The organism is Malonomonas rubra DSM 5091 (assembly GCF_900142125.1).
Taxonomy (GTDB): domain Bacteria; phylum Desulfobacterota; class Desulfuromonadia; order Desulfuromonadales; family Geopsychrobacteraceae; genus Malonomonas; species Malonomonas rubra.
This window is the reverse complement of sequence record NZ_FQZT01000011.1, coordinates 26,205-47,676: the sequence shown is the minus strand read 5'-3', so window position 1 is coordinate 47,676 and position 21,472 is coordinate 26,205. Positions and strand designations below refer to the sequence as shown.

The following is a 21,472-nucleotide window of genomic DNA, read 5'->3' as shown; positions in this document are numbered from 1 at the left end:
TGTGCTGTCAACAAAAGGAACGTAAATAATGTCCCGCGCCAAAACAGTCAGACCGAATTTTTCCATTGCGAGCGGCTTTCTGGAGAAGATTGATGACGAGTTCATCCAGACCATTCGAAATGAAAGTGGTTACAATTTGTCTCGATCAGAATTAATTCAGATTCTCTTCGAGCTTGCTTTAGATGGGCGTGAGTCCATTCAAATGGAAAATGTCTACGATAGAAGTTCGCTTAAAGAAGAAATCAAAAAAGCCATAAGCAAATAAATTCCCCTCCTGGATTGTCTTATTCGATGGGTAGTTGTTTTGAAGGCTTGGTCTGAGCGATGTCAGGGCCGTTTTAAGATGGGGTAGGATTGTCTTTTGAGCAGACAGGGCGGCAATTTCATCCAGCTTAGCACCTCGCCCCTGAATTCCCTCCCAAACAAAAATCAAATCACAAAAGCATGACATGGTCCCCTCCAAGTCATCTGTCCCTTCCACGGGACGTGGCTATTAGTGCAGCTTACAAACCACCAGAATCGCTATGGAACGATGTGGTAAAAAGTAACGGATCGAATCATAGAGGCTTAAAATCTAATTAACAAGCACAAAATAACATTTTTATTAATTAAGTAAACACCGATAATAAACGTGTGTTTAGCTGCTTAATAAACAACTACTTGAAGAATAAAAACCAATCATAACCATGCGGGAATTTCTATATATCAGGAGGTTTTCAATTATTAGAATATGGTTTGGAGTTGAGCAGATCTTTGGGGTGAGGGTGGTGATCGGCGAAAGGGCAATGGCCCGCTGACTGCAAAAATACCTGTAATTGAAAATCTGCTGAAATGACCAAAAAAACCTTTTCCAGAAGTGAAAACCTGATTTTTAATAAGCCATTAGATAGATGAAAAGTGTACCAACGGTATTTTCTGGTTACACCGACATCTATTAATCGCTGTAACCCTTCTTGCTCCACTTTCACAATGGCCAAATAACATTAGGTATTTGTTGTAGAATTGCACTTGTTGAGTTTACTTCTTCGGCCTCTCTGTCGTCTATCAACGTTGACAACGCGTCGACTATATTTTTGGCGGGTGGAGCGTCACCAAACATAGTCATATAGCAGAAAGTTTTAGCGAGTGAAATATTTGTCGGGACAAGGATTGAATTAGCGACAAACCCTGCGAAAATGATGTAATAATCAATATTTAATCGAAGAGAGGGACTAATTCCCCGAAGCTTGCTTCGATGAAGTTTGAGTTGTAAGTCGTGAGCTATGCTCACGGGTGGAAACTTAATGTTTTCGATACCCCGTAGCTTGCTGCGGGGTTGTTCATTCCAAAATGAAACCTCCGGTTTTTCCAGGGGATTCTTACTCTGATAAAAACTGGCAGGAAGAGGTGTGATGATGCCTGATGATATTCAAATAAATGCTAGTGCCTCCGGGGAGAGGGATATGACAATTGATAACCAGTCGCCGGATGATATGGCTGCCTGGAAGGAGCGATATCTGCGCCTGCTAGCAGATCTTGAAAATACTAAAAAGCGGCTGACACGGACCTCCGCCCTAGAAGTTGAGGCGCAGAAAGAAGCTTTACTGAGAGATGTTTTACCCGTAGCTGACGGTCTTGATCTGGCCTTGCGGCATACATCGCAGGATGAGGACAGCAGGAATATTTTGCAGGGGATCGAAATGAACCGGGGCCTGCTGGAGAAATTTTTTGTCAAGTATGATGTTGCTGAGATCGATGCTTTAGGCCAACCATTCGATCCCAATTTACACGAAAGCATAGGGATGGTCCCATATCCCAGTGTCGCGCCCAACACTGTATTGAGGGTAGAACAAAAGGGTTATCTGCACAGCGGCAAGCTGTTACGTCCGGCACAGGTGCTGATTGCATCGAGGTGATTCTACAATCTGGGCAGGATGAGAAAAACTACGGATGGGTATGAAAGCGAACCTGTCTGAATGGAGACCGCATGGAGTATAAGGATTACTACAGTATCCTGGGAATAGATCGCAAGGCAGAAGCGAAAGAAATCAAAAAAGCCTACCGCAAGTTGGCCCGAAAATATCACCCGGACGTCAATCCGGCTAACAGTGATGCGGCGGCGAAGTTTCACGATATCAACGAGGCCAACGAAGTACTGTCCGATCCGGCAAAACGTCAGCAGTACGATCGCCTGGGTTCTCAGTGGCAACAGTACCAACAAGGCGGTGGAAAGCCCGAAGACTTCAACTGGGGCGAGAGAGCGGCAGCAGGCAATCAAAACTACAATTATCAAACCGTTAACCCCGAGGAGTTTGAAGAACTGTTCGGTGCGGGCGGTGGATTTTCTGATTTTTTCACTAACTTGTTTGGTGGTGGCCAGCAATCACAAAGTCGTGGCGGAGCCGGTGGTCAGCAATTTTACCAGCAGGTGCGACCCCGGCAGGGAGGGGACCTCGAACATTCTCTTCAGGTGAGCCTCTATGAAGCCTACCAGGGGAGCAAGCGATCGTTGCAATGGGAGGACGGGCGCAAAATTGACGTCAAAATTCCTCGTGGGGTAAAAACCGGATCGCGGGTCAGAGTCAAGGGAAGGGGCGGTTCTGGTGCTGAAGGAGGGTTTTCGGGGGACCTTTATCTGACCATTGAAGTGTTACCCGACAAACGGTTTCTGCGCGATAATGATGATCTGAAGCTCACGGTTTCTGCAGATATTTTTACCATGTTGCTAGGCGGCAAGCTCTCGGTATCCGGCATCGACCGCACGGTAAATCTGCCCATCCCACCTGAAACCAGTAATGGCCGAGTTTTCCGGTTGCGTGGTTTAGGAATGCCCCAAATCAAGCATCCTGACCAACGCGGAGATCTGTATGTCACCGTGGAAACTGTTTTGCCACAAAAGCTGTCCACACAAGAGAAGAAACTGCTCGAAAAATGGAAAGCTATGCAGGGCTGATAGTTGGCTGCTGGTCGTGGAATTTCTGCCCAACAGAAGAGGAGCAGGCGATGAAGAAGTACCCTATTTCACCTTTCTACGAAGATCCAGAGGCTCGCTTCGAATATCGAATCGTCGCCCGTATGACCAGGGTCTCTGAGGACTTCATCCTCCTATGTGAGAAAGAAGAGTTGGTCACTGCACATACGATGCTGCATGGAGTAAAGGGCTTGAGTGCTGCGGATATCAGCAAACTTAAACTCATTCGCTATCTGCATGAAGAGATGGGGCTGCCCTTGGAAGCCATTGATTTAGTACTACGCTACCGGGAACGAGTCAAGACGATGGAACGTCAGCTTGATGAAATGGAACAACGCCTTCGAAAAAAAGAGCAGGAACACCAGACTGAGGTTCTGACGCTTTGCCGACGGATGACAAAGTTGCGGGGTGAATAGCGCACTTTTTACTGGAAGCAAGTCTTGTTTTTCTCGACTTATTGGACGCTCATTGAGGATGAATTTCTTCCCCAAAAAACCGATCAATCGAAAACGTGTTGAAAGTTATTCTGGATAAATTACAGGTTCGCAAGTCGTCCAATCGATCTATTACTGTAAATCGCCATTTCCGGTTATCCCGCCAACCAGGCTAGTCATCTCAAAAGTCGACACTTGCTGGAACAAGTGGCTGTCATGCCGGCCGAAACTTACTGTTTTTGAACACTGGAAAATGTCTATTTGGCTAGTGGAAAATCAATTTGAACTTATTCCAACCTGATTTTGAGCCTTGCTAAGCACCTCTGCCCTGATTTTTGGCAACTTGTCTGCATAATTTCTATGAAGAAAGCTCAGCAGTTTTTCCCTTACCTCGCACCTTAGCTCCCAAGCATTTGAAGAGTTAGTTGCACTCATCAAAGCTCTCAATTCAACTGTCTGATCAGTTGCATTGGTGACATGGAGTTTCCAAACTTTCCCATCCCAATACTGACTGCTCTTTAAAATTTCGTGTAATTAATTTCTGACGTTTTCTACTGGGATGTTGTAGTCAACATGAATTGTAGCATTCGCCAATAAATCTGCGGATGTGCGAGTCCAATTCTGAAATGGCTTTTCCAGAAAATAGTTGGTGGGTACCACCAAACGGCGTAAGTCCCAGATGCGAACAACAATATAGGTCAGGGTGATTTCCTCTATCTGGCCCCATTCCCCTTCAACAATGACGACATCATCTATTCGGATAGGCTGGGTGAGAGCGATTTGCAATCCAGCCAAAAGTGTCGCGATGGAACGTTGTGCAGCAAAACCAATAACGATGCCGAGAACACCAGCTGAAGCTAAAATGCTGGCACCGAATTGGCGGATGCTGTCAAACATCATAATGACGGAAGTGGATGCCAAGATAATGATGATAATTACAGAGATTTTTACCAGAACGTTAACTTGGGTATGAACAGTTCGAGCATCCAAGTTGTCACTGACGCTCATGTCATATCGGGTCAGAATAAAAAAACGGCCTAGAAATACAGCAGATAATGCAATCCAGGTAGCTGAGCAAATAAATAAAATGCCAAGAAAACGTCTAACCACAGGAAGGTTTTCCGGAGAAACTGGAAGTGTGGGCGCTACTAAAATAATTGCGGCAAGTGGAAGCAGGACTTTGAATTGAGTGTGCCAAAATTTGTTGTATTTAGTTTCTGAAAGAGGAGTAAAGCCAATTTTGTTTTTTACTTTTCGCGTAATTAGAATATCGAGGGTAATACCTAAGACCGCCGCAACCGAAATCAAAATAATTGGTGTGAGCATAGTTGATGTGATCATGTTGTCAGCTCCAATGTTATTTGCAGGATGATTTTAGGGGGAACCCATGTTCATTGAGGCAAATTATTGAAATTTTACCGTGTTTCTGTGGTGATTCTACTTAAGATGATAAGAATCGCCCCGGCATATAAATATTATATAGACTCAATATCAGTTGTTTTCTTCAAATAATAAGTGCAACTTTCCTTCTAAAGGTGTATAACCCGCCCGCTTTTTTCTGTTGATCAGCTATTATTTGAGTAAGACGTTGTAATCATGAACAAAATGTTGATTGGCTGGCGAGAAAGGTGCATTTTGCCTGATATAAAAATTCCGTACATCAAAGCTAAGGTTGGTACGGGAGCAAGCTTTAAAAGCTCCATAGATTTAAGACAGCCTACCCGTCTTTTTCTTAATAGATGACCTTCCTTTTTTTGACTCTAAATCCATAGATTGGAAGCTATAATTATTTAGCGATGGTATGTTTTGTTCGTATGAATTTTAGGGGAACCTGTCGATGATCTGGAATTATCTACAACTTTTTTACGAACTGGGCTGGGGTGATATTCTCGATATCAGCTTGGCGACGCTGCTGATATCGGTCGGTGTTCATGTCTTGCGTTCGTCGAGAGCCCGAGCCGTGTCGGTTGGGATCATTTTTTTCGCTGGGATATTTTTCGTTGCGAACCGCTTGGAACTGAAATTAACCAGCTGGATGCTGCAGGGTTTGGCGGCTGTATTCGTATTGATCCTGATCGTCGTTTACCAAGAAGAGATACGACGGTTCCTGGAGAAATTTCCGAATCAATTGATCCTCGGCAAAATAAAGAAACGAAAATTTCATACCGGAGTATCAGAACTACTGGTCGAAGCACTCAAAGAACTGTCATCAAACAGTCAGGGTGCGCTGATTATTCTGCCTGGTCGTGAATCGGTTGATAGCTTGATCAGTGGTGGCGTATTACTTGACGGCAAGCTGAGTAAAGCACTGCTATTGAGTGTTTTTGATCCAAATTCGCCGGGCCATGACGGTGCCCTGATTGTGCGTGATGATCGGGTTTCTCAATTCGGGGTTCGCCTTCCTCTTTCAAAGCAGCTGGAACAGTTGCGAGATCGTGGGACCCGACATGCCGCCGCGCTCGGTCTGACCGAGCAGAGTGACGCCCTTGTCCTGGTGGTCTCGGAAGAAACCGCGCAGATCTCAATCGCAGAACAGGGACGGCTTCAGGTTGTCTCGGTGTCGGATGCTCTGGCCAAACGTCTGGACGATTTTCTACAACGACATGCAGGAGAGAAAAAAGAACCTAAGCCGCTTGTCAGACTGTATGGAAGTTACGGTCTGGATGCGATCCTCGGCTTGTTCACAGCGCTGCTTCTTTGGCTGGTGCTGGTGCCGGGGTCAGTGATTGTTGAAAGTGTCATCGAGCTTCCTGTCATGGTGCAGAATATTCCCGAGGGCTACCGTTTTGTCGAGGTTACACCAACCAAGGTGACGGTGACCTTGTCGGGTGAGAGGCGGGCTTTGTTTCTGCTCGATCAGCGTAACCTGCAGATTCGTCTCGACGCGACCCTGAGCCGTTTTGGACGGAAAACCTTTTCTATCAATAAGAGCCACTTGCTCTTGCCTGAAACGATCGACACGCTGCGGATCGAACCTGAACAGGTTCGGGTAAAGGTTGAGGAGTTGAAGTGAAATTGCAGATAATAGCGAGGCAGGGGAAATATGGATTTTGAAGATCTGGCCAAAGGCTTGGCCGAATTGAAACGGCCCTTCGAAAGTTTCTTACGACGTCAGGCATCCGGTGGGATCGTGCTGCTGGCAGCGACTTTTCTGGCACTGGTGTGCGCCAACTCGCCGCTGCGCGACAGCTACCACCATTTCTGGGAAACGACTATCAGCATTGGAGCTGACAGTTGGGGAATCAAACAGTCCCTTCATCACTGGATCAACGATGGCCTGATGGCGATCTTCTTCTTTGTTGTTGGATTGGAGTTAAAACGTGAATTTCTTGCTGGCGAGTTGAACTCGCTACGCAAAGCGACCTTGCCGGTTTTGGCCGCTCTGGGGGGGATGCTGGTCCCGGCCCTGATCTATATCTTGATGGTTTCGGAGTTGCCGGAAGCAAAGGGGTGGGGGGTGCCGATGGCGACCGATATCGCCTTCGCCCTCGGTGTTATTGCACTGCTTGGCAAGCGGATTCCGCGCAGCCTGGCTATTTTTCTGACCGCCCTGGCGATCGTCGATGACCTCGGCGCAGTGGTGGTTATCGCCCTGTTCTACAGCAAGAATATTTCCGTGATCAGCCTGATGGTTGCGGGCGGACTCTGGGCCGTATTGTTTTTCGGCAACCGTGCGAAAATTCAGCATCCGGCCTTTTATGCTCTGATCGGGTTCGGACTGTGGCTGGCGATGTTGAAGTCGGGAATCCATCCCTCAATCGCTGGAGTCATGATCGGCGCAACCATCCCGATACACCCGCGCTATTCACGTCAGCTCTTCCTGGAAAAGGCGGAGCATCTGCTGGCCCTCTATCGAAAGTTGCGAAACACAGAAGGCCCCTTTGTGCATGAGCGGAAGATTGGTACTCTGCTGGCGCTGGAGTCACTCTGTCACGACGCATTAAGCCCATTGCAGCGGATGGAACACGAAATGCACCGCTGGGTGATTTTCGGCATTATGCCGCTATTCGCCTTTGCCAACGCAGGGGTTTCCCTGAGCTGGGCCGAGCTACAGATTTCGCTGACTCAGCCGGTGACCCTCGGTATAATTGGCGGACTTTTCATCGGCAAGCCGCTTGGTATCTTCCTGTTCTCTCGCCTAGCTGTTGCATTAAAACTTGCCGAACTGCCACAAGGAACCAGTTGGTATTCACTGCTCGGAGTCGGCATCCTCGGTGGTATCGGTTTCACCATGTCGATCTTCATCACCAATCTGGCCTTCTTCCGGCCGGAACTGATTTCGCAGGCCAAGGTTGGGATTTTTATCGCCTCGCTATTGGCTGGGGTGGTCGGATACCTGTTGCTGAGGCGTGTTACGGTGAAAAAAACAGTTTCCTCTATTGATCCTTAAAATCCGGCCCTGAGTGCCGATGGAGAGGGGGATGTCGTTCACCTGGGCATAGACCCGTAGCTGATTAGGGTGTATGGCAAAATAAAACCGCCATTTCATTCATAGAAATGACGGTTCAAAATAGACTCGTTAATCTAAACGCCCCAATAACGGGGCGTGCACTCCCAAGTGCAAAAGGTTTTAAATCCGGCGATCCTTGCGCATCTGTTTGACCAAAGCGTTGGCCAAGTCGTCGACGTTCGACTTGTCGTTGTCCAAACCGTCGATCTCAACCAATGCCGACCAGAGAACATTCTTATCTCCTTGCTGGTAGAAGTTCGCTTCTAGGTTCGAGATGACATAGTCCGTATCGTAAGTACTTATCGTTGTTTCCCAGTAGCGATAATCTGCATGCCACCCGCGCCCATCAAAGCGGGCAAAGTATGGATTCATCCTGAGAGGTGGAGTCTTCTCGACATAAGTAGTTTGGGCGACGCGCTGCTTGATGGCTTTTGAATTGATGACTTTAACCACGACGACAGACTGAATATTCTTTTCTTTAAGAAAAGCGTTGACGTCCGGCTCCTTCATCTCATCTTTGGAGAATGCCGTATAGCTGGGGATGGCCCGAACTCCATGAGCCTTGAGTTTTTTGGCCAGGGTTGTCTCGAAAAGTTGCCTACGCCCCTTTCTGATAGCGACGCCAACGACGAGGATGCTGGTGGTTTTTTTATTGTACTCCTCCTGTTTCCAGGCATTTTTTATCTTGGCGGACGAGCACCCACTCAGAAACAAAACGATCAACAAAAAAAGAATCGTAAAGTCAATTTTCATCTGATTACTCCATAAACTGTTTTGTTAGCCGAGCGGCTGAAAAGCAGATTCAATCCACTTGTTTTAGAGAACTTCCATTTTTTGTCCTCGTAAGCCTATAAGGTCATTAAGCTTAACAAGCCTGATCCGATTTGCACATGTAGCTGTTAACCTGTGACTTCTAAGACTCGTTGCCAGGTTTCGTCATCCAATAGTCGCCTGCGGCCCACGACCATTTCCAACGGGACATGGGTAAAGTGTCCGTTCCAATGGCCGACCATCATGCCGGTCTTACCGGCCATCCCAGCGTGGGAAGCATGTTGGCCGAGAACCATGCAAAAAGCTGAATCGAGAGCATTGGCCGGCAAACTGCGAATGATGTAGCTTGGGTCAATATATTTAAGGGTCACGTCCAGCTTTTTCTCTGCACAGGAAGAGAGAATTTTCTCTTGCAGGAAGGAGCCGATATCCCTTAAGCGGACATTTCCCGACCTGTCTTTATCACTTTCATCCCCATCAAACAGCAGATCTTGCCCCGCGCCTTCGGCGACCACGATGACGGCATGATGTTTTTTCAGTAAACGCAGTTCAAGTTTGCGGAGCAGGCCATCTTCTCCCTCCAGGATAAACTGTTTTTCCGGAACCAGACAAAAATTGACATCGCCACTGGAAAGAGCTGCATGCGCGGCGATAAAGCCAGAATGGCGTCCCATAAGCTTGACGAGGCCAATACCGTTCATTGCGCCGCGTGCTTCCACATGAGCGGCGGCAATCGCCTTGCGCGCCTCTTCCACAGCGGTTGTAAAACCGAAGCTGCGCGTGACATATTCCAGATCGTTGTCAATCGTCTTGGGAATGCAGACAATGCCGATATTGAGTTGACGACGTTCAATTTCTTGCTTTATCGCCGCCGCTCCTTTCATTGTGCCATCACCGCCGATAACGAATAGAATCTTGACCTCTGATTTTTCCAGAGTGCGCACCATCTCGGAAACATCTTGCGGGCCACGAGAGGAACCCAGACAGGTCCCGCCATCTTCGTGGATATGTTTGACAGTCTCTGGGGACAGGGCGATCGAAGAGGCTGTTCCCTCTGCGGAGAGGCCCCAAAAGCCATAGCGGAAACCGATGATTCTAGGCACTCCGTAGCCGTGACATAAAGTCATCACCAAAGAACGGATAACATCGTTCATTCCTGGACACAGGCCACCGCAACTGACAATGCCGCAGACTGTTGCAGCCGGCTGGAAGTAGAGGTTTCGGCGTGGACCGGCCATTTCAAAACTGAACGGGCCTCCATCGTTTTGTTTCTTTAATTCCCTGACTGTCGAAGCCATCAGGACCTGTTCACCGTCATCGACGAAATAATATTTTTTTACTTCCAGTGGCGATGGCGTCTGCGCCGGTCCAAGCTGTCTAATCTGTATTTTATTGATCTGGTAAGAGTCCATTGTATTCCCTCTCTTATGCCGCAGGTGATTAAGCGATGCACTTCAGGGATCGGTACTAAGGCCTCATAAATTGATACTTTTCATTCCAGCCAGGCAAAAGAAGCAGTGTTCTGTAACCAAAGCGAGTAAGTTTCGCTATTTAAAACATTACACCCAGTGGACCCGTTTGAAGATGAACACCTGACCGACGACAATTGCTAACAGGAGCAAACAAACAAAAACGAACGCTAGGGGATTTTCGCTGCCAGGGATGCCACCAACGTTGATCCCCAGCAAGCCGGTGATCAACCCCAGCGGTAGAAAAGTTGCGGTGATGATTGACAGAATGTAAAGAGTTTTGTTCATTTGCGCACCGATGCGGTTTTCTAACTCCTCCTGGCAGACGGCGGCCCGATCCTTGGCCGAGTCGAGGTCTTCGACATAGCGGGTAATGTGATCAGCGATTTCGCGTAGCTGAATCCTGTTCAGTTCAGTGATTACCGGTGATTTTTCGGTCTGCAGGCGGGTCATTACTTCGCGCTGCGGCGCAAGGTAACGTCTGATTCGGATAATCTGCCGGCGCAGGTTGCTCAGCTTACGCCGCTGCTCAAAAGAACCCTGTTCCAATACCTCGTCCTCCAGCGCATCGACTTCGTCGTCGATTTGACTTAATACGTCTCCAATCCGGTAAGCCAGCCCCTGAGTCAGACGGAAGAGAAAATCACCAGCATCGATCGGGGCATCACCCTCAAGAACATTTTTTCGAATATCGTCAACTGCCATCACTTTGCGATGGCGGATCGAAATGATCCGCTTCGGCTCCAGCCAAACCCGCAGCGAGATCATATCATCCGGATCGGCTCCTGGGTTAAGGTTGACGCCGCGAAGAATCACCAACAGCCCGTTAGGATAAGAAAGACAACGTGGCCGGGTGTCTTCCGCCTGCAGGGCTTCAAGGGCAAGTGGGTCGAGCCCGCTCTCGCCTTCCAGCCACTGCTGGGTTTTTTCCAGTTTGAGGTCAAGGTGTAGCCAGAGAAGACCTTGGTCGGCCGACCAGTTGTGGATCTCTGCCCAGTCAACCTCTTTACCGCCCCCCTCGCCATTCAACAGAAAACCTGAGATCAGTGCTGATTCCATAAACTCTCCTATATCTGAAGAACAAAGCCGCAGCCATCCGGGAAAATGAATTTTAAAAGCAAAACAAATGTCTGTCGCTTTGCTAACATGATTTTCGGTCTGCGTTAGTAAACAGATGCTTTATTTCTAAACTTCAATCTGAAGTTTTGCATTTGTTGTTTAATTGTCAAGGATCGCTTCCAGATGCGCCAAGCGCTTTTGTTTAGTTGCTATGTCCTTATTTTGTCGCTCAGGAAAAGAGACTGTTCCGCTTAAGGAATGTCGATCTTGTAAAATAGGTCTGCGCCGCTCTCGTTGCCGAAGTTCGACTCCACCTCCCAGCGGGGTGAAAGGGTGTAGCGTAGCTTGACCTCATTGCTGTTGTTGAACAGCGAATAACCGAAACTGACATAGAGGTCGGGACGCAAATACTTACCGGTGGTAATCACCGACGATTCGGTGTCGCCATTGCCGGCGTTGATATCGAGCACGTCGAGCCCCAGTGTGCCTTTCAGTTTCTCCTGCAACACGACCGACTCCCCCTGTGAGAGGAGAGCGCCAGCGGCGGACATCAAGACACTGCTCTGGTTGCCCTGGGCACCGACCGGTCGCCCGAGGACGATGTAGGAGAGGATGTCGGTTTCCGGCAGCATCGGTTCAGAATAGAGCTTCACCTCTGGCCGCTTCGGGGTGCCAGACACCTGAACCCCGGCCTTGACCTCACCGGCAGTGCGCAGTGCCAGAATGTCGAGCAGCGGTTGGTTAAGCGGCCCGCCGTTAAAAATCAAGTTGCCACGGCTGATGTCGAGGTTGACGCCGTAGCTGGCATAGCGGCCTTTGACGACACGAATCTCCCCAAACGCCGCCAGCATCTGCTGGGGCGTTGACTCCATCCGCAGCCCTCCCTCCAGGCGAGCATCAATGCCGGAGGTTTTGAGCAGCACCTTTTCTCCCAGTAGCAGTTGCAGATCGATCTGGGGCTGAATTCGCAGCGGTTTGGTCCTTTTTTCCGGAGCATCGACGACCACCAGGTCGGGGCTGTTTTCGGCCAAAGCAGTTTTCTGTTGGCCCTTGACGAACAGCTGAGGAATCCGCAGGATTCCCTTTATGTTGACCTGCTTGAAATCGCCGTCGATGGTCAACTCGGGGCTGACATCGGCCTGCAGATCGGGGAGGTTAAACAGCTGAAAGTCGTTGCCGGTCAGAGACAGCTGATAGCGTTGCGGCTTCCATTCTGCCAGCTGCAGACTCCCCCTTCCGGACACTAAGCCGTTGCCGGAGCGGAGCTGAAAACTGTCGAGCGAAAAGAGCTGCCGGTCGAAGCGGCCAGACAGCTCGACATCATTCAGTTGAATGCCTGGGCCCGGCAGGTAGGCCTGGGCGTCGAACAATCGGACATCCCCCTGCAGCTGTGGCTGCTGCCAGAACCCGCCCAATTGCAGGTCAACCTTCAGTTGACCGCTGCTTTCCTGCAGCTGACCCGGAAACAGTATCGAGAACAGTCCCAGTTCCTGTAGGCGGGCAGTCAACTCGCCACTGAGCGGCTGATCTGCCATGCTTGTGAGCGGCCAGCTTGCCGAGATCGGCAGGGTCATCTCGGCATCGATCTGACCGCGCTCTTCGAGCTGCAGTTCGAGCTTGCCGCTGAGCTGTTGATGCCAGTGCCAACGCAACTGCGCGGTCGATAGCTCGGCACTGATGATCTCCTCGTCCTCCCGCCAAAAGCATTTCCCAGCGCTGATTTCGGCCAGCCCGGAGAGTTGCCACGGTTGCTCAGCACTCCAGTGGCCGTCGCTCTGCAGGCGGAGCTTTCCGGTCAGGTTCAGACCCGGCAGCAGCCAGGGTTGCACGCGCTGCAGGGCCAAATTCTCTCCCCGTAGTTGAAACTTGAGCCGGTGCGGTCGATGGAAGGCAAAGGGGTCATCGCTGCTGAGCTCGGCTTCAAGTCGGCCGCCATCTGAAAATTCAAATTTGAGATTGCTGTCTAATCCCAGTTCAGTCCATTTACTCTGCCAGCCGGCGTGAACAAAGGAGAAAGTCTGGCGCCGGGTCTTTAGCTCCCCTTGCCAGTCAACCTGCCCTTGCAGGCCGGTCTGCCGAGGCTGCAGCGTGAGGCTGCCGTTGCTGGTTCCGCTCAGCTCGACTTCCGGCAACCACGGATTGAACAAACCAAGGTCGAGTCCCTGCCAGGCGAGTTGACCTTCTCCCTGCTGTGCTGGTGGCAGGTAGTTCCCCTGCAACAGGATTGAGCCGCCACCACTGCCGGCGAACTGCAGCGTGCCGAACTGCAGTTGCTGCGCTGACAGCAGCAGGGTAACCGGTGATTTTGTCTGCCACCGACCGAGGCGTGAGTCTTCGAGCCGCAGGTGGGTCAGGTTCCCTTGCCACTTTTGTCCATCCCATCCGCCTGTCAATTGCCCATTCAGGCTGCTTTCGGTTTGCGCGCAGTGGAGTTCGATACTGTGCTTCTGAAGATTACCATCGGCGGCTAACTGCAGCTGATCGAGGGAGATGCCTGATTTAGAATTCTTCAGCTCGTGTCCGGAAAAGGCCAGCTCGAACTGTTCAGAGGCGCTCATTTTTCCTTGCAGCTGCCAGCTGGCGAGGGTCAGGTCATCGAAGCTCAGCTGTTCACCGTGGCTGGTAAAGTCGGCGTTGACGCCTTCCGGAGCCAATGACAACTTGCCTGTGCCGCGTATTTTTCCACGCAATCCGGAGATCAATTGGTCAAGCTGATCTATCTGCCAGGAGAGCTGAACACGATCGGCCAACGCGCCGTGACCCTGCAGCCCAAAGCCGTTGCCCTGCAGGTCGAGCCGGCTGATTTCCAGCTGTCGCTGGTTGAGCTTGAGCTCCAGCAGCCCGGTCAATGTCTGGTTCTGAAGGACGCTCTCATCCAGCGTTACAGACAGCTGCCCGGTCGCTCCTTGACCGTTGTCGACGACCGCAGCGTTCAGGTTGAAGTTCAGTTTGCCCAAAAGGCGATCATGGATCTGTTGTGGGTCAAGCTCACGCCCGCTGAACGTCGCGTTGACCTGCCAGCCCTGTTGCCAGTCGGCCTGCAGCTGCCCATTCAGTTGTCCCTGCAGCCAGACGCCTGTCAGCTCACTCAAGCTAACTTGCTGTCGGTCGCCGCTGAAGTTGCCGGACAGTTGCGCTGTGAGCGGCGGTTCTGCGCGGCTGGCGAGGGTGAAGTTGCCACGATAACTCTCCAACTGGCCGTTCAGTTCGATCGCGCCGGAGAGCTTGAGCGGCTGTCCGACTTCCGGCTGCAGGTCGAGTTCGTTCAGTTGCAGTTTACTGACTAGCCCGGTTTCGGACGATGCCAGGTTCAGCTTACCGCTGAGCAGCAGGCTGCCGGCGCGGCGTTTACTGTGCAGCTGCAAATGCTGAAACTGCAACTGTTCAGCGCTCAGTGCAAACTCACCGTTGGCAGCCAGCCAGGGCCCCTGAGGGTCTGCGAGAGCGACGCTGATCGGCCCGCTCAGCAAACTATTATCATCTGCCTGCAGCGAGCCTTTGAGTTGGAGCTGCTGCCAGGGCTGCTCCGGCTTCCGGTTGTCGGCCTGCAGCTCCAGCAGTAGAGCAGCGCGGCCGAAGGAGGCACGGATATTTCCGGCCAGCGCAATGTCCGGGGTGCTCAGTTCGAGTGTCGTTACCTGCAGCTGTTTGTCTCTCCAGTGACCACTGGCGCTAAATTGTTCGATCTGGGTCTGTCTGTCAGCCTGCTGGAAGACACTTTGCTTCATTTCTAATTGTTGCAGCTCGACTTCAAGCAGATCGAGCCACCAGGGGATGTTCGGCCAACGCACCTTTGGAGGGGGGGCGGGTGTCGCTGCGGGCTGGCTGTTCAGAGACAGCCCCGTTAACTTCAGGCGTTCGATTTTAAGCCGCAGAGGAAACAGTCTGCTCAGGGCTGAGTTCAGCTTTATGCTGTCGCAGGAGATTGTGGTTGTCGGTTGCTCTATCTTCAGACCTTGCAACTGCAGTTTGCCGAGCAGGGTTCCCTCGACGGAAGCGAGTTGACCGCCACTGGCCGCAGCAATTCGGGGCAACAGCCAGTTGGCCCCGGATTCGGTATAAAGTAACCAACCGAGCCCACTGCAGAGCCCCAGCAGGAGCAGTAGAAATAAAAATATACTTACTCGCCAGAGTTTCACCAGTCAAATCCTATGCTCAGGTGCAGCCGCCAGCGCGGTCTGGATTGCCCGATCTGACGAGCCAGGTCAAGGCGGATCGGTCCGATCGGGGTGTAGCGTCGAACGCCGATGCCGGCGCCCTGCGCCAGGTCGTAGTCGGCGAAAGAATTGAAGGCATTGCCAAGATCGTAAAAGATTGCGCTGCCCCACTTTTCCGTCAGGCGCTGTTCCAGTTCAAAATTACCGACCAGCAGATGCTTACCGCCGACCACGTCGCCGTCAGTATCTTCTGGGCCGAGTGCCTGGTAGCCATAGCCGCGCACGCTGCGGTCGCCACCGGCAAAAAATCGCAGCGAAGCAGGCAGTTCGCGCAGTGGGTCATTGTGCCAGGTGGTTCCCCCCTGTAACCGGATCAGCGCAAACAGAGTCTTGCTTATTGGGAAACGGCTGCTCGCTTGTGCCTTGAGCTGCAGCAGGCTGGTGTCGGACAGCAGGCTGTCCTGGGCCCCCTTGAGTTCGACACTGACATACACTCCGGGCTGTCCGGCTTGTTGACTTTCCCGGCTGCGCCATTGTAGACGGACTCCCGGCAGCAGCATCTGGGCGCGGGTTTCCTCTCCGCCGATCTCTGAGTATTCCTGGGTCAAGCGGATAAACAGGGCTCCGAGCAGGCGGTTTCTGAGTGCTCGCTGGTACTCAGCTTCGCTAAACAGCTCTCGGCTCAGATAACTATCACTCTCTTCCCGGTCAAAACCGACGCGCAGCTGGGTTTGACTGTCGAGGCGATCGAGATCGGGGATGATGTAGGTGGTGACCAGCGATTGCTGATATTGCGCCAGCAGCAGGTCTCCTTTTAGCTCGTGGCCGTTGCGGAACAGGTTCAGATCCCGGTACCGCAGGCTGACCCTGGCGCCGCTGTCGGTGCCGTAGCCGATACCCGGCCGCCATTGGTGCCGCGGTGCCGGTTGCAGGTCGATTGAAATCGGGATCTGTTCTGCAGTCGCTTGCTCGCGCTGCGGAGAGACGGTGACCTTCTGAAAAAGGTCGGCGTTGATCAGGTTGAGTTGGGTCTTGCCGAGTTTTTCGTGGGAGAACGTTTCTCCTTCCCGATGGCTGAGGAACCGGGACAAAAACCGTTGTGGATAGCTGCTATCGCTACTGAAGCTGGTCGGCCCGAAAGTGTAACGCGGGCCGGTTTCCAGGTGTAGAGTGATCTCGGCCTGATAATCTTCAAGATGGACCCGAATCTGGTGGGCAGTAAAGTGTGCATCGAGAAAACCATGTCCGACGATATCTTCGATCAGTAGAGCTTTGCCCTGCTCGTACAGATCCTGCCGCAGAACATCGTCCGGTTTTAGCGGAAATGCCTGCAGCAGCGTCAAAACTTTTTCATCCCCCGTTCCCGGCCCAGCCATTTTCAGATCGAGCTGGCTGATCCGGATCGGCTCACCGGCGCTGACCTGGACAGTGAGGACCTGCTGGCCGGGGCTCGGGTGTGTCATCTGCGAGCCGGTTTTGCTGTTGAAATAGCCCAGCGGTTGCATGATGTCCTCGACCAGCTGAGGCAATTGTTTCTGGTAGTATCGGAGCCAGCGTTTGTTTGTCTGCTGCTCGGTAGACAGCACTTCAGGCGCTGTCAGGCCGGTTTCCAGAAATTTCTGTATCTCAGGCTGATCGGCTTCGATTATCAAAGACAGGCCTTTTGCCTGTGCTTGTGACAGCGAAAAGCAGACGAGACTAAAGATAACGATCAGTAGTTTCATGTCACCCTTTGTATAGATCACCCAGCCATGATGCGGCAAAACGTCCGCAAAGCAAGCTGAAAATTTTTTTGTGGAAGCTTTTGCGCCTTTCATTTCAGAGCCGGTCGGTTAGAATTGTACTCTACCTATGAATGCTTCATAACCCCGGTATTTTTCAATTTTTTATTTGCAAATCTGTTTTCAGGAGGTCAGATGACCGCGAGTGAAAAGACCGGCCCCTTCCCATCTGCCAAACAGGACGCAACTGCCGCCGAGCTCTGCGTCAGCAGTTCGCAGACCGAGTCGGTGGCGTACAGGCTGGCCTATCTCGACGCCGATTTCATGATGAGTGATGAGCTACGGCCGGTACGTTTGCAGCTGGAATTGCTTAAGCCAGAAATAATCCAGCAGGATGCAGGGATTGAAAGAACTGTCGTTGTCTTTGGCAGTGCGCGTATCCCTGAACCGAAAATGGCGCAAGCAGAACTCGAAAAGGCGCTAAACGCAGCTGAACAACGTCCGGATGATGCGGAACTGCAGCGTCGTTTGGCTAAAGCTAAAATGGCCGAGCGGTATTCGCATTATTACACGCAGGCGCGCCAATTCAGCCATATGCTGGCAAGTTGCGCAAAGAAAAACGGTGAGAAGGAGTGCGTCGTTATTACCGGCGGCGGACCAGGCATAATGGAGGCAGCAAATCGGGGTGCCTCTGAAGCCGGAGCTAAGTCAATCGGTCTGAATATTGTTCTGCCGATGGAACAGGCACCGAACCCTTACATCTCGCCTGAATTATGCTTTCAGTTTCACTATTTCGCCATTCGGAAAATGCACTTTCTTATGCGAGCGGTTGCTTTGGTTGCATTTCCCGGTGGATTTGGCACCTTGGATGAACTGTTTGAAACATTGACCCTGATTCAGACCAAGAAGGTCAAAAAAATTCCAGTTTTGTTATTCGGTCGTAGTTATTGGCAGCGGGTTATTAATTTTCCGGTAATGGTCGAAGAAGGGATGATCTCTGAAAATGACCTTGAGATTTTCCATTTTGTTGAATCGGCTGAAGAGGCCTGCCAAATAATTAGTACGTCTTGCCTCAATTGATTTTCCAATTAACAAGATGTTTTTCACAGCAATGATTCCGATTGCTGAAGCTAATTTTAAGAGGTAATAGGAAATATTAAATGCCCCAGCCGGTTTTTTCCGGTTGTTTTGAGGGGAGTAATTTAAGCAAACCTATTATTCTGATCGTAACGGGGGAATAGATGTCTTTCCATAAAACCAAGGGGCTGCTGTTATTCTCGTTCGGATGTCTGTTGTTTCTTTGCTTTGCCTGCGCGACCTATGCTCAAGAACCACCTGTAGAGGAGCAAATACCCGCGACGGAGATCGAAGCGGTGATCAAAACACTGGATGATCCCGTCGCTAGAGAAAAATTGATCCAGCAGTTAAACGTATTGCTTCAGGCCCAACAGCCGTCCATCCCTGAAAGTCAGGTAAAAAGTGCAGCAAGTCAAACCTTGCTTGGCATCTCCCAACGACTGAAAGCCCTCACCGAGTCCATTGTCGTCTTGACCGGGAATATCAACAATCTTCCTGAAGTTATATCTTGGGTTCAAAGCGAACTAGCAGATCCACAGGCCCGACAAATTTGGGGAGAGGTTCTGGTCAACCTCGCACTGACGCTCGGTCTTGGTTATCTGGCGTTTCTTTTAAGTCTTTGGGGACTCATACGATTCAAGCGTTCCGCGGCAACAAAATCGGTAGGAGAGCATTGGTTAGCAAAGTTAATGCAGTTGCTGGCCATTTTAGTCCTCGATTGTTTGCCTATCCTGGTCTTTGCGCTGACCGCGTATCTGACCCTCGGTTTGGTCGGCCCGCGAGAGTTAACGCGCCTAGTCGCTCTGGCCTGGATCAACGCCTTTATCATCGTTCACGCAATTGTTGTTATCTTATATTTCATCTTTGCCCCGTTATCGTCAGGACTGCGTTTTTCAGGTCTCAGCGATGAAACCTCCAACTACCTGGTTATCTGGGGAAAGCGGCTGTGCTACGTCTCTGTTTATGGATATTTTTCTCTTCAGGCCGCGCTTCTTCTCGGCTTCCCGTCGCTATTTTATCAAGTAATATTAAGATTGTTGGGCTTGTTGGTGGCTTTTCTTGTCATCGTCATGATCTTGCAAAACCGCAATGGGGTGGCAAGTTATCTGCTGTATTGGCCTGCTGAAAAAAATGATCAGTCGGTCATCCGAAATTCAGGTGTGCGCTATCGTTTGACCGGAATTTGGCACCTTGCGGCGATATTTTATGTCGTTCTGTTCTACGGGGTCTGGGCCCTTCAGTCCGAGGGTGGCTACCTCTTTATGTTTCGCGCAACCTTCCTGACCCTGCTGGTCCTGGGATGCGTCAGGCTGCTCCTACGTGCGTTTACGCTTTTGTTTACTCGGGGAGTTAAGGTTGACGAAGATCTTCAGTCCCGTTTTCCTGGTTTGGAAGAGCGATCAAATCGCTACCTGCAGACTCTGCTCAGAGCATTGATTGTGATCATATATCTGCTCGGTTTGTTGGCAATCCTGCAAGCGTGGGGGATGAATACATTCGGTTGGTTGTCCAGCGACTCGGGGAGAATTCTTGGTGGGACCCTCTTAACGGTTTTTTCTATCCTTCTGGTCGCCTTTGTCATCTGGGCAATTGCCTGTAGTTTAATTGAGGGACAGCTGGCGAACAAAATAGAACAGGGCACGCAGTCTGAAGTCAGCGCCCGTACGAGAACCCTGCTTGCCGTGGCCAGAAAAGCCCTCGCTATCGTGCTGATCGTGGTAACTACCCTGATGGTGCTCGCACAACTTGGGGTCGAAATCGCACCACTCCTCGCTGGAGCAGGGGTGCTCGGCTTGGCGGTCGGGTTCGGTTCTCAGAAACTGGTTCAGGATGTGATTACCGGAATTTTTATCCTACTGGAAGACCAGATTGCTGTGGGGGATGTCGTCAATGTTGGCGACAAAGGTGGATTGGTTGAGTCTGTTTCGATTCGTACTGTCCGCTTGCGCGATTTGTCGGGCACAGTGCATACCATCCCGTTTAGTGCGATTAACATCGTCAGCAACCTGACCAAGGATTTTTCCTACTATCTCATGGAGGTTGGAGTCGCCTATCGGGAGAACCTTGACGAAGTGATGCAGGTATTGCGTGATCTCGGTGCAGAACTGCAGTTGGATGAAGAATATGGACCAAATATCCTCGACCCCCTAGAGGTTCTCGGCGTTGATGCGTTTGCCGATTCGGCCATAATAATCAAGGCGCGGATAAAGACCATTCCGATCAAACAGTGGTGGGTCGGTCGTGAGTTTAACCGGCGGATGAAAAAACGTTTCGACGAACTCGGCATTGAGATTCCATTCCCACATACAACTGTCTATTTTGGAGAGAATAAGGGAGGCGGCGCCCCGCCGGCCCTATTGAAAATTGAACCTGTGGCTGACGATAAAATATTTCCTCTCAAATCAGCAACAGATTGCAGCGAATGATAAGTGTGCGAGGTGGTAGGAAGGGGTTGGGATAATTTATGATTGATATCTTGACGGAAAATCTGATTGCATTATGGCAGGATGTCATCGAAATCGCTCCAAAAATTCTCATGTCACTGTTTGTCTTGATTCTGTTTATTTGGATTGGACGGTTGTTGGCAAGGGGCGTAGCTGGAGTTCTACTGCACAGTGCGAAATCGAAAACCATTGTTCAATTTGTAAAACAGTTGACCATCTGGCTGGTCAGTTTGCTCGGGGTGATCCCGGCCCTTAATATTCTTGGGTTGGGTCCAGTTGCAGTGAGCTTGATGGCTGGCGGCGGTCTGGTCGCGGTGGTTTTTGGCTTTGCTTTTCGGGAGGTCGGGGAGAACTTTATTGCCGGGTTTTTTCTGACTTTCAGCCGATCCTTTGAGGTTGGTGATTATATTGAGTCCGAAGGCCTGAAAGGAGACGTCAAGACGATTGAATTGCGCCATGTCCATATCCGTACCCCTGATGGGTGCGATATTTTCATTCCCAGCGCGCAAATCTTTAAATCACCCCTGTTTAATTACACGCGGGATGGTTTGCGCCGGCCAAGTTTTGTGGTCGGCATCGATTATGCTGATGATCCCGGAGAGGCGGTGGACGTATTACTGGCTGCGACCAATAATACTGTTGGAGTGTTAAAAGATCCTCGGGCCATTGTGGTGATTTCTGCCCTGCAACCCCTGTATGTCGAACTCCAGGTAAATTTCTGGGTGAATACTTTCGAACCAGGCTTGACCTTACTGGAAATACAGAATCACGTTATTGAAAACTGCTGTAGAGCCCTTAAAAACGAAAAGTTTACCTTCAGCTCTGATTGTTCCAGTAACCTTAATTTGTCAGCCGGGTCAACCTTTCGCATAACCCATGACAGTTAAATTCAGAGTCCTGGGCCCTGCTCGTTAACGAATTACCCATTGGATGGTTGCTA

The 21,472-nt window shown here is 50.6% G+C and carries 15 protein-coding genes; 9 read left to right on the top strand and 6 right to left on the bottom strand.

Annotated elements, in window-relative coordinates; genetic code table 11:
- The first annotated feature begins 28 nt into the window (after positions 1-28).
- From BUB13_RS13730 to BUB13_RS13715, 4 genes are all read left to right on the top strand, one after another.
- Positions 29-265, top strand: coding sequence for a hypothetical protein (locus tag BUB13_RS13730; RefSeq protein WP_072909344.1), 237 nt, complete (start codon positions 29-31; stop codon positions 263-265).
- 1,126 nt (positions 266-1,391) lie between these two features.
- Entirely contained in the window at positions 1,392-1,895 is a 504-nt protein-coding gene (locus tag BUB13_RS13725; RefSeq protein WP_244151882.1) for a nucleotide exchange factor GrpE, read from the top strand.
- A 71-nt stretch (positions 1,896-1,966) separates the two neighbouring features.
- On the top strand, positions 1,967-2,932 hold the full coding sequence (locus BUB13_RS13720) for a DnaJ C-terminal domain-containing protein (RefSeq protein WP_072909343.1): 966 nt from the start codon (positions 1,967-1,969) through the stop codon (positions 2,930-2,932).
- Between the two features lie 50 nt (positions 2,933-2,982).
- Positions 2,983-3,366 carry a chaperone modulator CbpM gene (locus BUB13_RS13715; protein WP_072909342.1) on the top strand — a complete coding sequence of 128 codons (384 nt, stop codon included), beginning with the start codon at positions 2,983-2,985 and terminating at the stop codon, positions 3,364-3,366.
- A 552-nt stretch (positions 3,367-3,918) separates the two neighbouring features.
- On the opposite strand, the gene BUB13_RS13710 is transcribed toward BUB13_RS13715, so the two are convergent.
- A complete protein-coding gene (locus BUB13_RS13710; protein WP_084092135.1) occupies positions 3,919-4,725 on the bottom strand; it encodes a mechanosensitive ion channel family protein in 807 nt (268 codons plus the stop codon).
- Between the two features lie 496 nt (positions 4,726-5,221).
- Here BUB13_RS13710 and BUB13_RS13705 point away from each other — a divergent pair, with 496 nt between their 5' ends.
- Together BUB13_RS13705 and nhaA are read left to right on the top strand one after the other, a co-directional pair.
- Entirely contained in the window at positions 5,222-6,397 is a 1,176-nt protein-coding gene (locus BUB13_RS13705) for a diadenylate cyclase (RefSeq protein ID WP_072909341.1), read from the top strand.
- Positions 6,398-6,427: 30 nt separating this feature from the next.
- Positions 6,428-7,774: a Na+/H+ antiporter NhaA gene (nhaA, locus tag BUB13_RS13700; RefSeq protein WP_072909340.1), complete on the top strand. Its 1,347-nt coding sequence runs from the start codon at positions 6,428-6,430 to the stop codon at positions 7,772-7,774.
- Positions 7,775-7,954: 180 nt separating this feature from the next.
- Here nhaA and BUB13_RS13695 read toward each other — a convergent pair whose 3' ends face one another.
- From BUB13_RS13695 to BUB13_RS13675, 5 genes are all read right to left on the bottom strand, one after another.
- Positions 7,955-8,587 carry a hypothetical protein gene (locus BUB13_RS13695; RefSeq protein WP_072909339.1) on the bottom strand — a complete coding sequence of 211 codons (633 nt, stop codon included), beginning with the start codon at positions 8,585-8,587 and terminating at the stop codon, positions 7,955-7,957.
- A 146-nt stretch (positions 8,588-8,733) separates the two neighbouring features.
- A complete protein-coding gene (locus tag BUB13_RS13690) occupies positions 8,734-10,017 on the bottom strand; it encodes an ATP-dependent 6-phosphofructokinase (RefSeq protein ID WP_072909338.1) in 1,284 nt (427 codons plus the stop codon).
- 147 nt (positions 10,018-10,164) lie between these two features.
- Positions 10,165-11,133: a zinc transporter ZntB gene (locus BUB13_RS13685; RefSeq protein ID WP_072909337.1), complete on the bottom strand. Its 969-nt coding sequence runs from the start codon at positions 11,131-11,133 to the stop codon at positions 10,165-10,167.
- A 251-nt stretch (positions 11,134-11,384) separates the two neighbouring features.
- Positions 11,385-15,272 carry a translocation/assembly module TamB domain-containing protein gene (locus tag BUB13_RS13680; RefSeq protein ID WP_072909336.1) on the bottom strand — a complete coding sequence of 1,296 codons (3,888 nt, stop codon included), beginning with the start codon at positions 15,270-15,272 and terminating at the stop codon, positions 11,385-11,387.
- Positions 15,269-17,014 (bottom strand): autotransporter assembly complex protein TamA, encoded by a 1,746-nt coding sequence (locus BUB13_RS13675; protein ID WP_161947656.1) that lies wholly within the window; start codon positions 17,012-17,014, stop codon positions 15,269-15,271. Before BUB13_RS13675 ends, BUB13_RS13680 begins: the two co-directional genes overlap by 4 nt.
- A 192-nt stretch (positions 17,015-17,206) precedes the next feature.
- Here BUB13_RS13675 and BUB13_RS13670 point away from each other — a divergent pair, with 192 nt between their 5' ends.
- The 3 genes from BUB13_RS13670 (at position 17,207) to BUB13_RS13660 (ending at position 21,419) form a co-directional block, all read left to right on the top strand.
- Positions 17,207-18,091 (top strand): LOG family protein, encoded by an 885-nt coding sequence (locus BUB13_RS13670; RefSeq protein WP_072909334.1) that lies wholly within the window; start codon positions 17,207-17,209, stop codon positions 18,089-18,091.
- A 161-nt stretch (positions 18,092-18,252) separates the two neighbouring features.
- Positions 18,253-20,514 carry a mechanosensitive ion channel domain-containing protein gene (locus BUB13_RS13665; RefSeq protein WP_072909333.1) on the top strand — a complete coding sequence of 754 codons (2,262 nt, stop codon included), beginning with the start codon at positions 18,253-18,255 and terminating at the stop codon, positions 20,512-20,514.
- Positions 20,515-20,552: 38 nt separating this feature from the next.
- The gene (locus tag BUB13_RS13660; protein WP_072909332.1) at positions 20,553-21,419 is read left to right on the top strand and encodes a mechanosensitive ion channel family protein; all 867 of its coding nucleotides are present in this window, start codon (positions 20,553-20,555) and stop codon (positions 21,417-21,419) included.
- The last annotated feature ends 53 nt before the right edge of the window (positions 21,420-21,472 follow it).

Bases quoted from the DNA above. Each gene is read 5' to 3' on its own strand.
- BUB13_RS13730 (WP_072909344.1), top strand. From the start codon at position 29: ATGTCCCGCGCCAAAACAGTCAGACCGAATTTTTCCATTGCGAGCGGC.
- BUB13_RS13725 (WP_244151882.1), top strand. From the start codon at position 1,392: ATGATGCCTGATGATATTCAAATAAATGCTAGTGCCTCCGGGGAGAGG.
- BUB13_RS13720 (WP_072909343.1), top strand. From the start codon at position 1,967: ATGGAGTATAAGGATTACTACAGTATCCTGGGAATAGATCGCAAGGCA.
- BUB13_RS13715 (WP_072909342.1), top strand. From the start codon at position 2,983: ATGAAGAAGTACCCTATTTCACCTTTCTACGAAGATCCAGAGGCTCGC.
- BUB13_RS13710 (WP_084092135.1), bottom strand. From the start codon at position 4,725: ATGATCACATCAACTATGCTCACACCAATTATTTTGATTTCGGTTGCG.
- BUB13_RS13705 (WP_072909341.1), top strand. From the start codon at position 5,222: ATGATCTGGAATTATCTACAACTTTTTTACGAACTGGGCTGGGGTGAT.
- nhaA (WP_072909340.1), top strand. From the start codon at position 6,428: ATGGATTTTGAAGATCTGGCCAAAGGCTTGGCCGAATTGAAACGGCCC.
- BUB13_RS13695 (WP_072909339.1), bottom strand. From the start codon at position 8,587: ATGAAAATTGACTTTACGATTCTTTTTTTGTTGATCGTTTTGTTTCTG.
- BUB13_RS13690 (WP_072909338.1), bottom strand. From the start codon at position 10,017: ATGGACTCTTACCAGATCAATAAAATACAGATTAGACAGCTTGGACCG.
- BUB13_RS13685 (WP_072909337.1), bottom strand. From the start codon at position 11,133: ATGGAATCAGCACTGATCTCAGGTTTTCTGTTGAATGGCGAGGGGGGC.
- BUB13_RS13675 (WP_161947656.1), bottom strand. From the start codon at position 17,014: ATGAAACTACTGATCGTTATCTTTAGTCTCGTCTGCTTTTCGCTGTCA.
- BUB13_RS13670 (WP_072909334.1), top strand. From the start codon at position 17,207: ATGACCGCGAGTGAAAAGACCGGCCCCTTCCCATCTGCCAAACAGGAC.
- BUB13_RS13665 (WP_072909333.1), top strand. From the start codon at position 18,253: ATGTCTTTCCATAAAACCAAGGGGCTGCTGTTATTCTCGTTCGGATGT.
- BUB13_RS13660 (WP_072909332.1), top strand. From the start codon at position 20,553: ATGATTGATATCTTGACGGAAAATCTGATTGCATTATGGCAGGATGTC.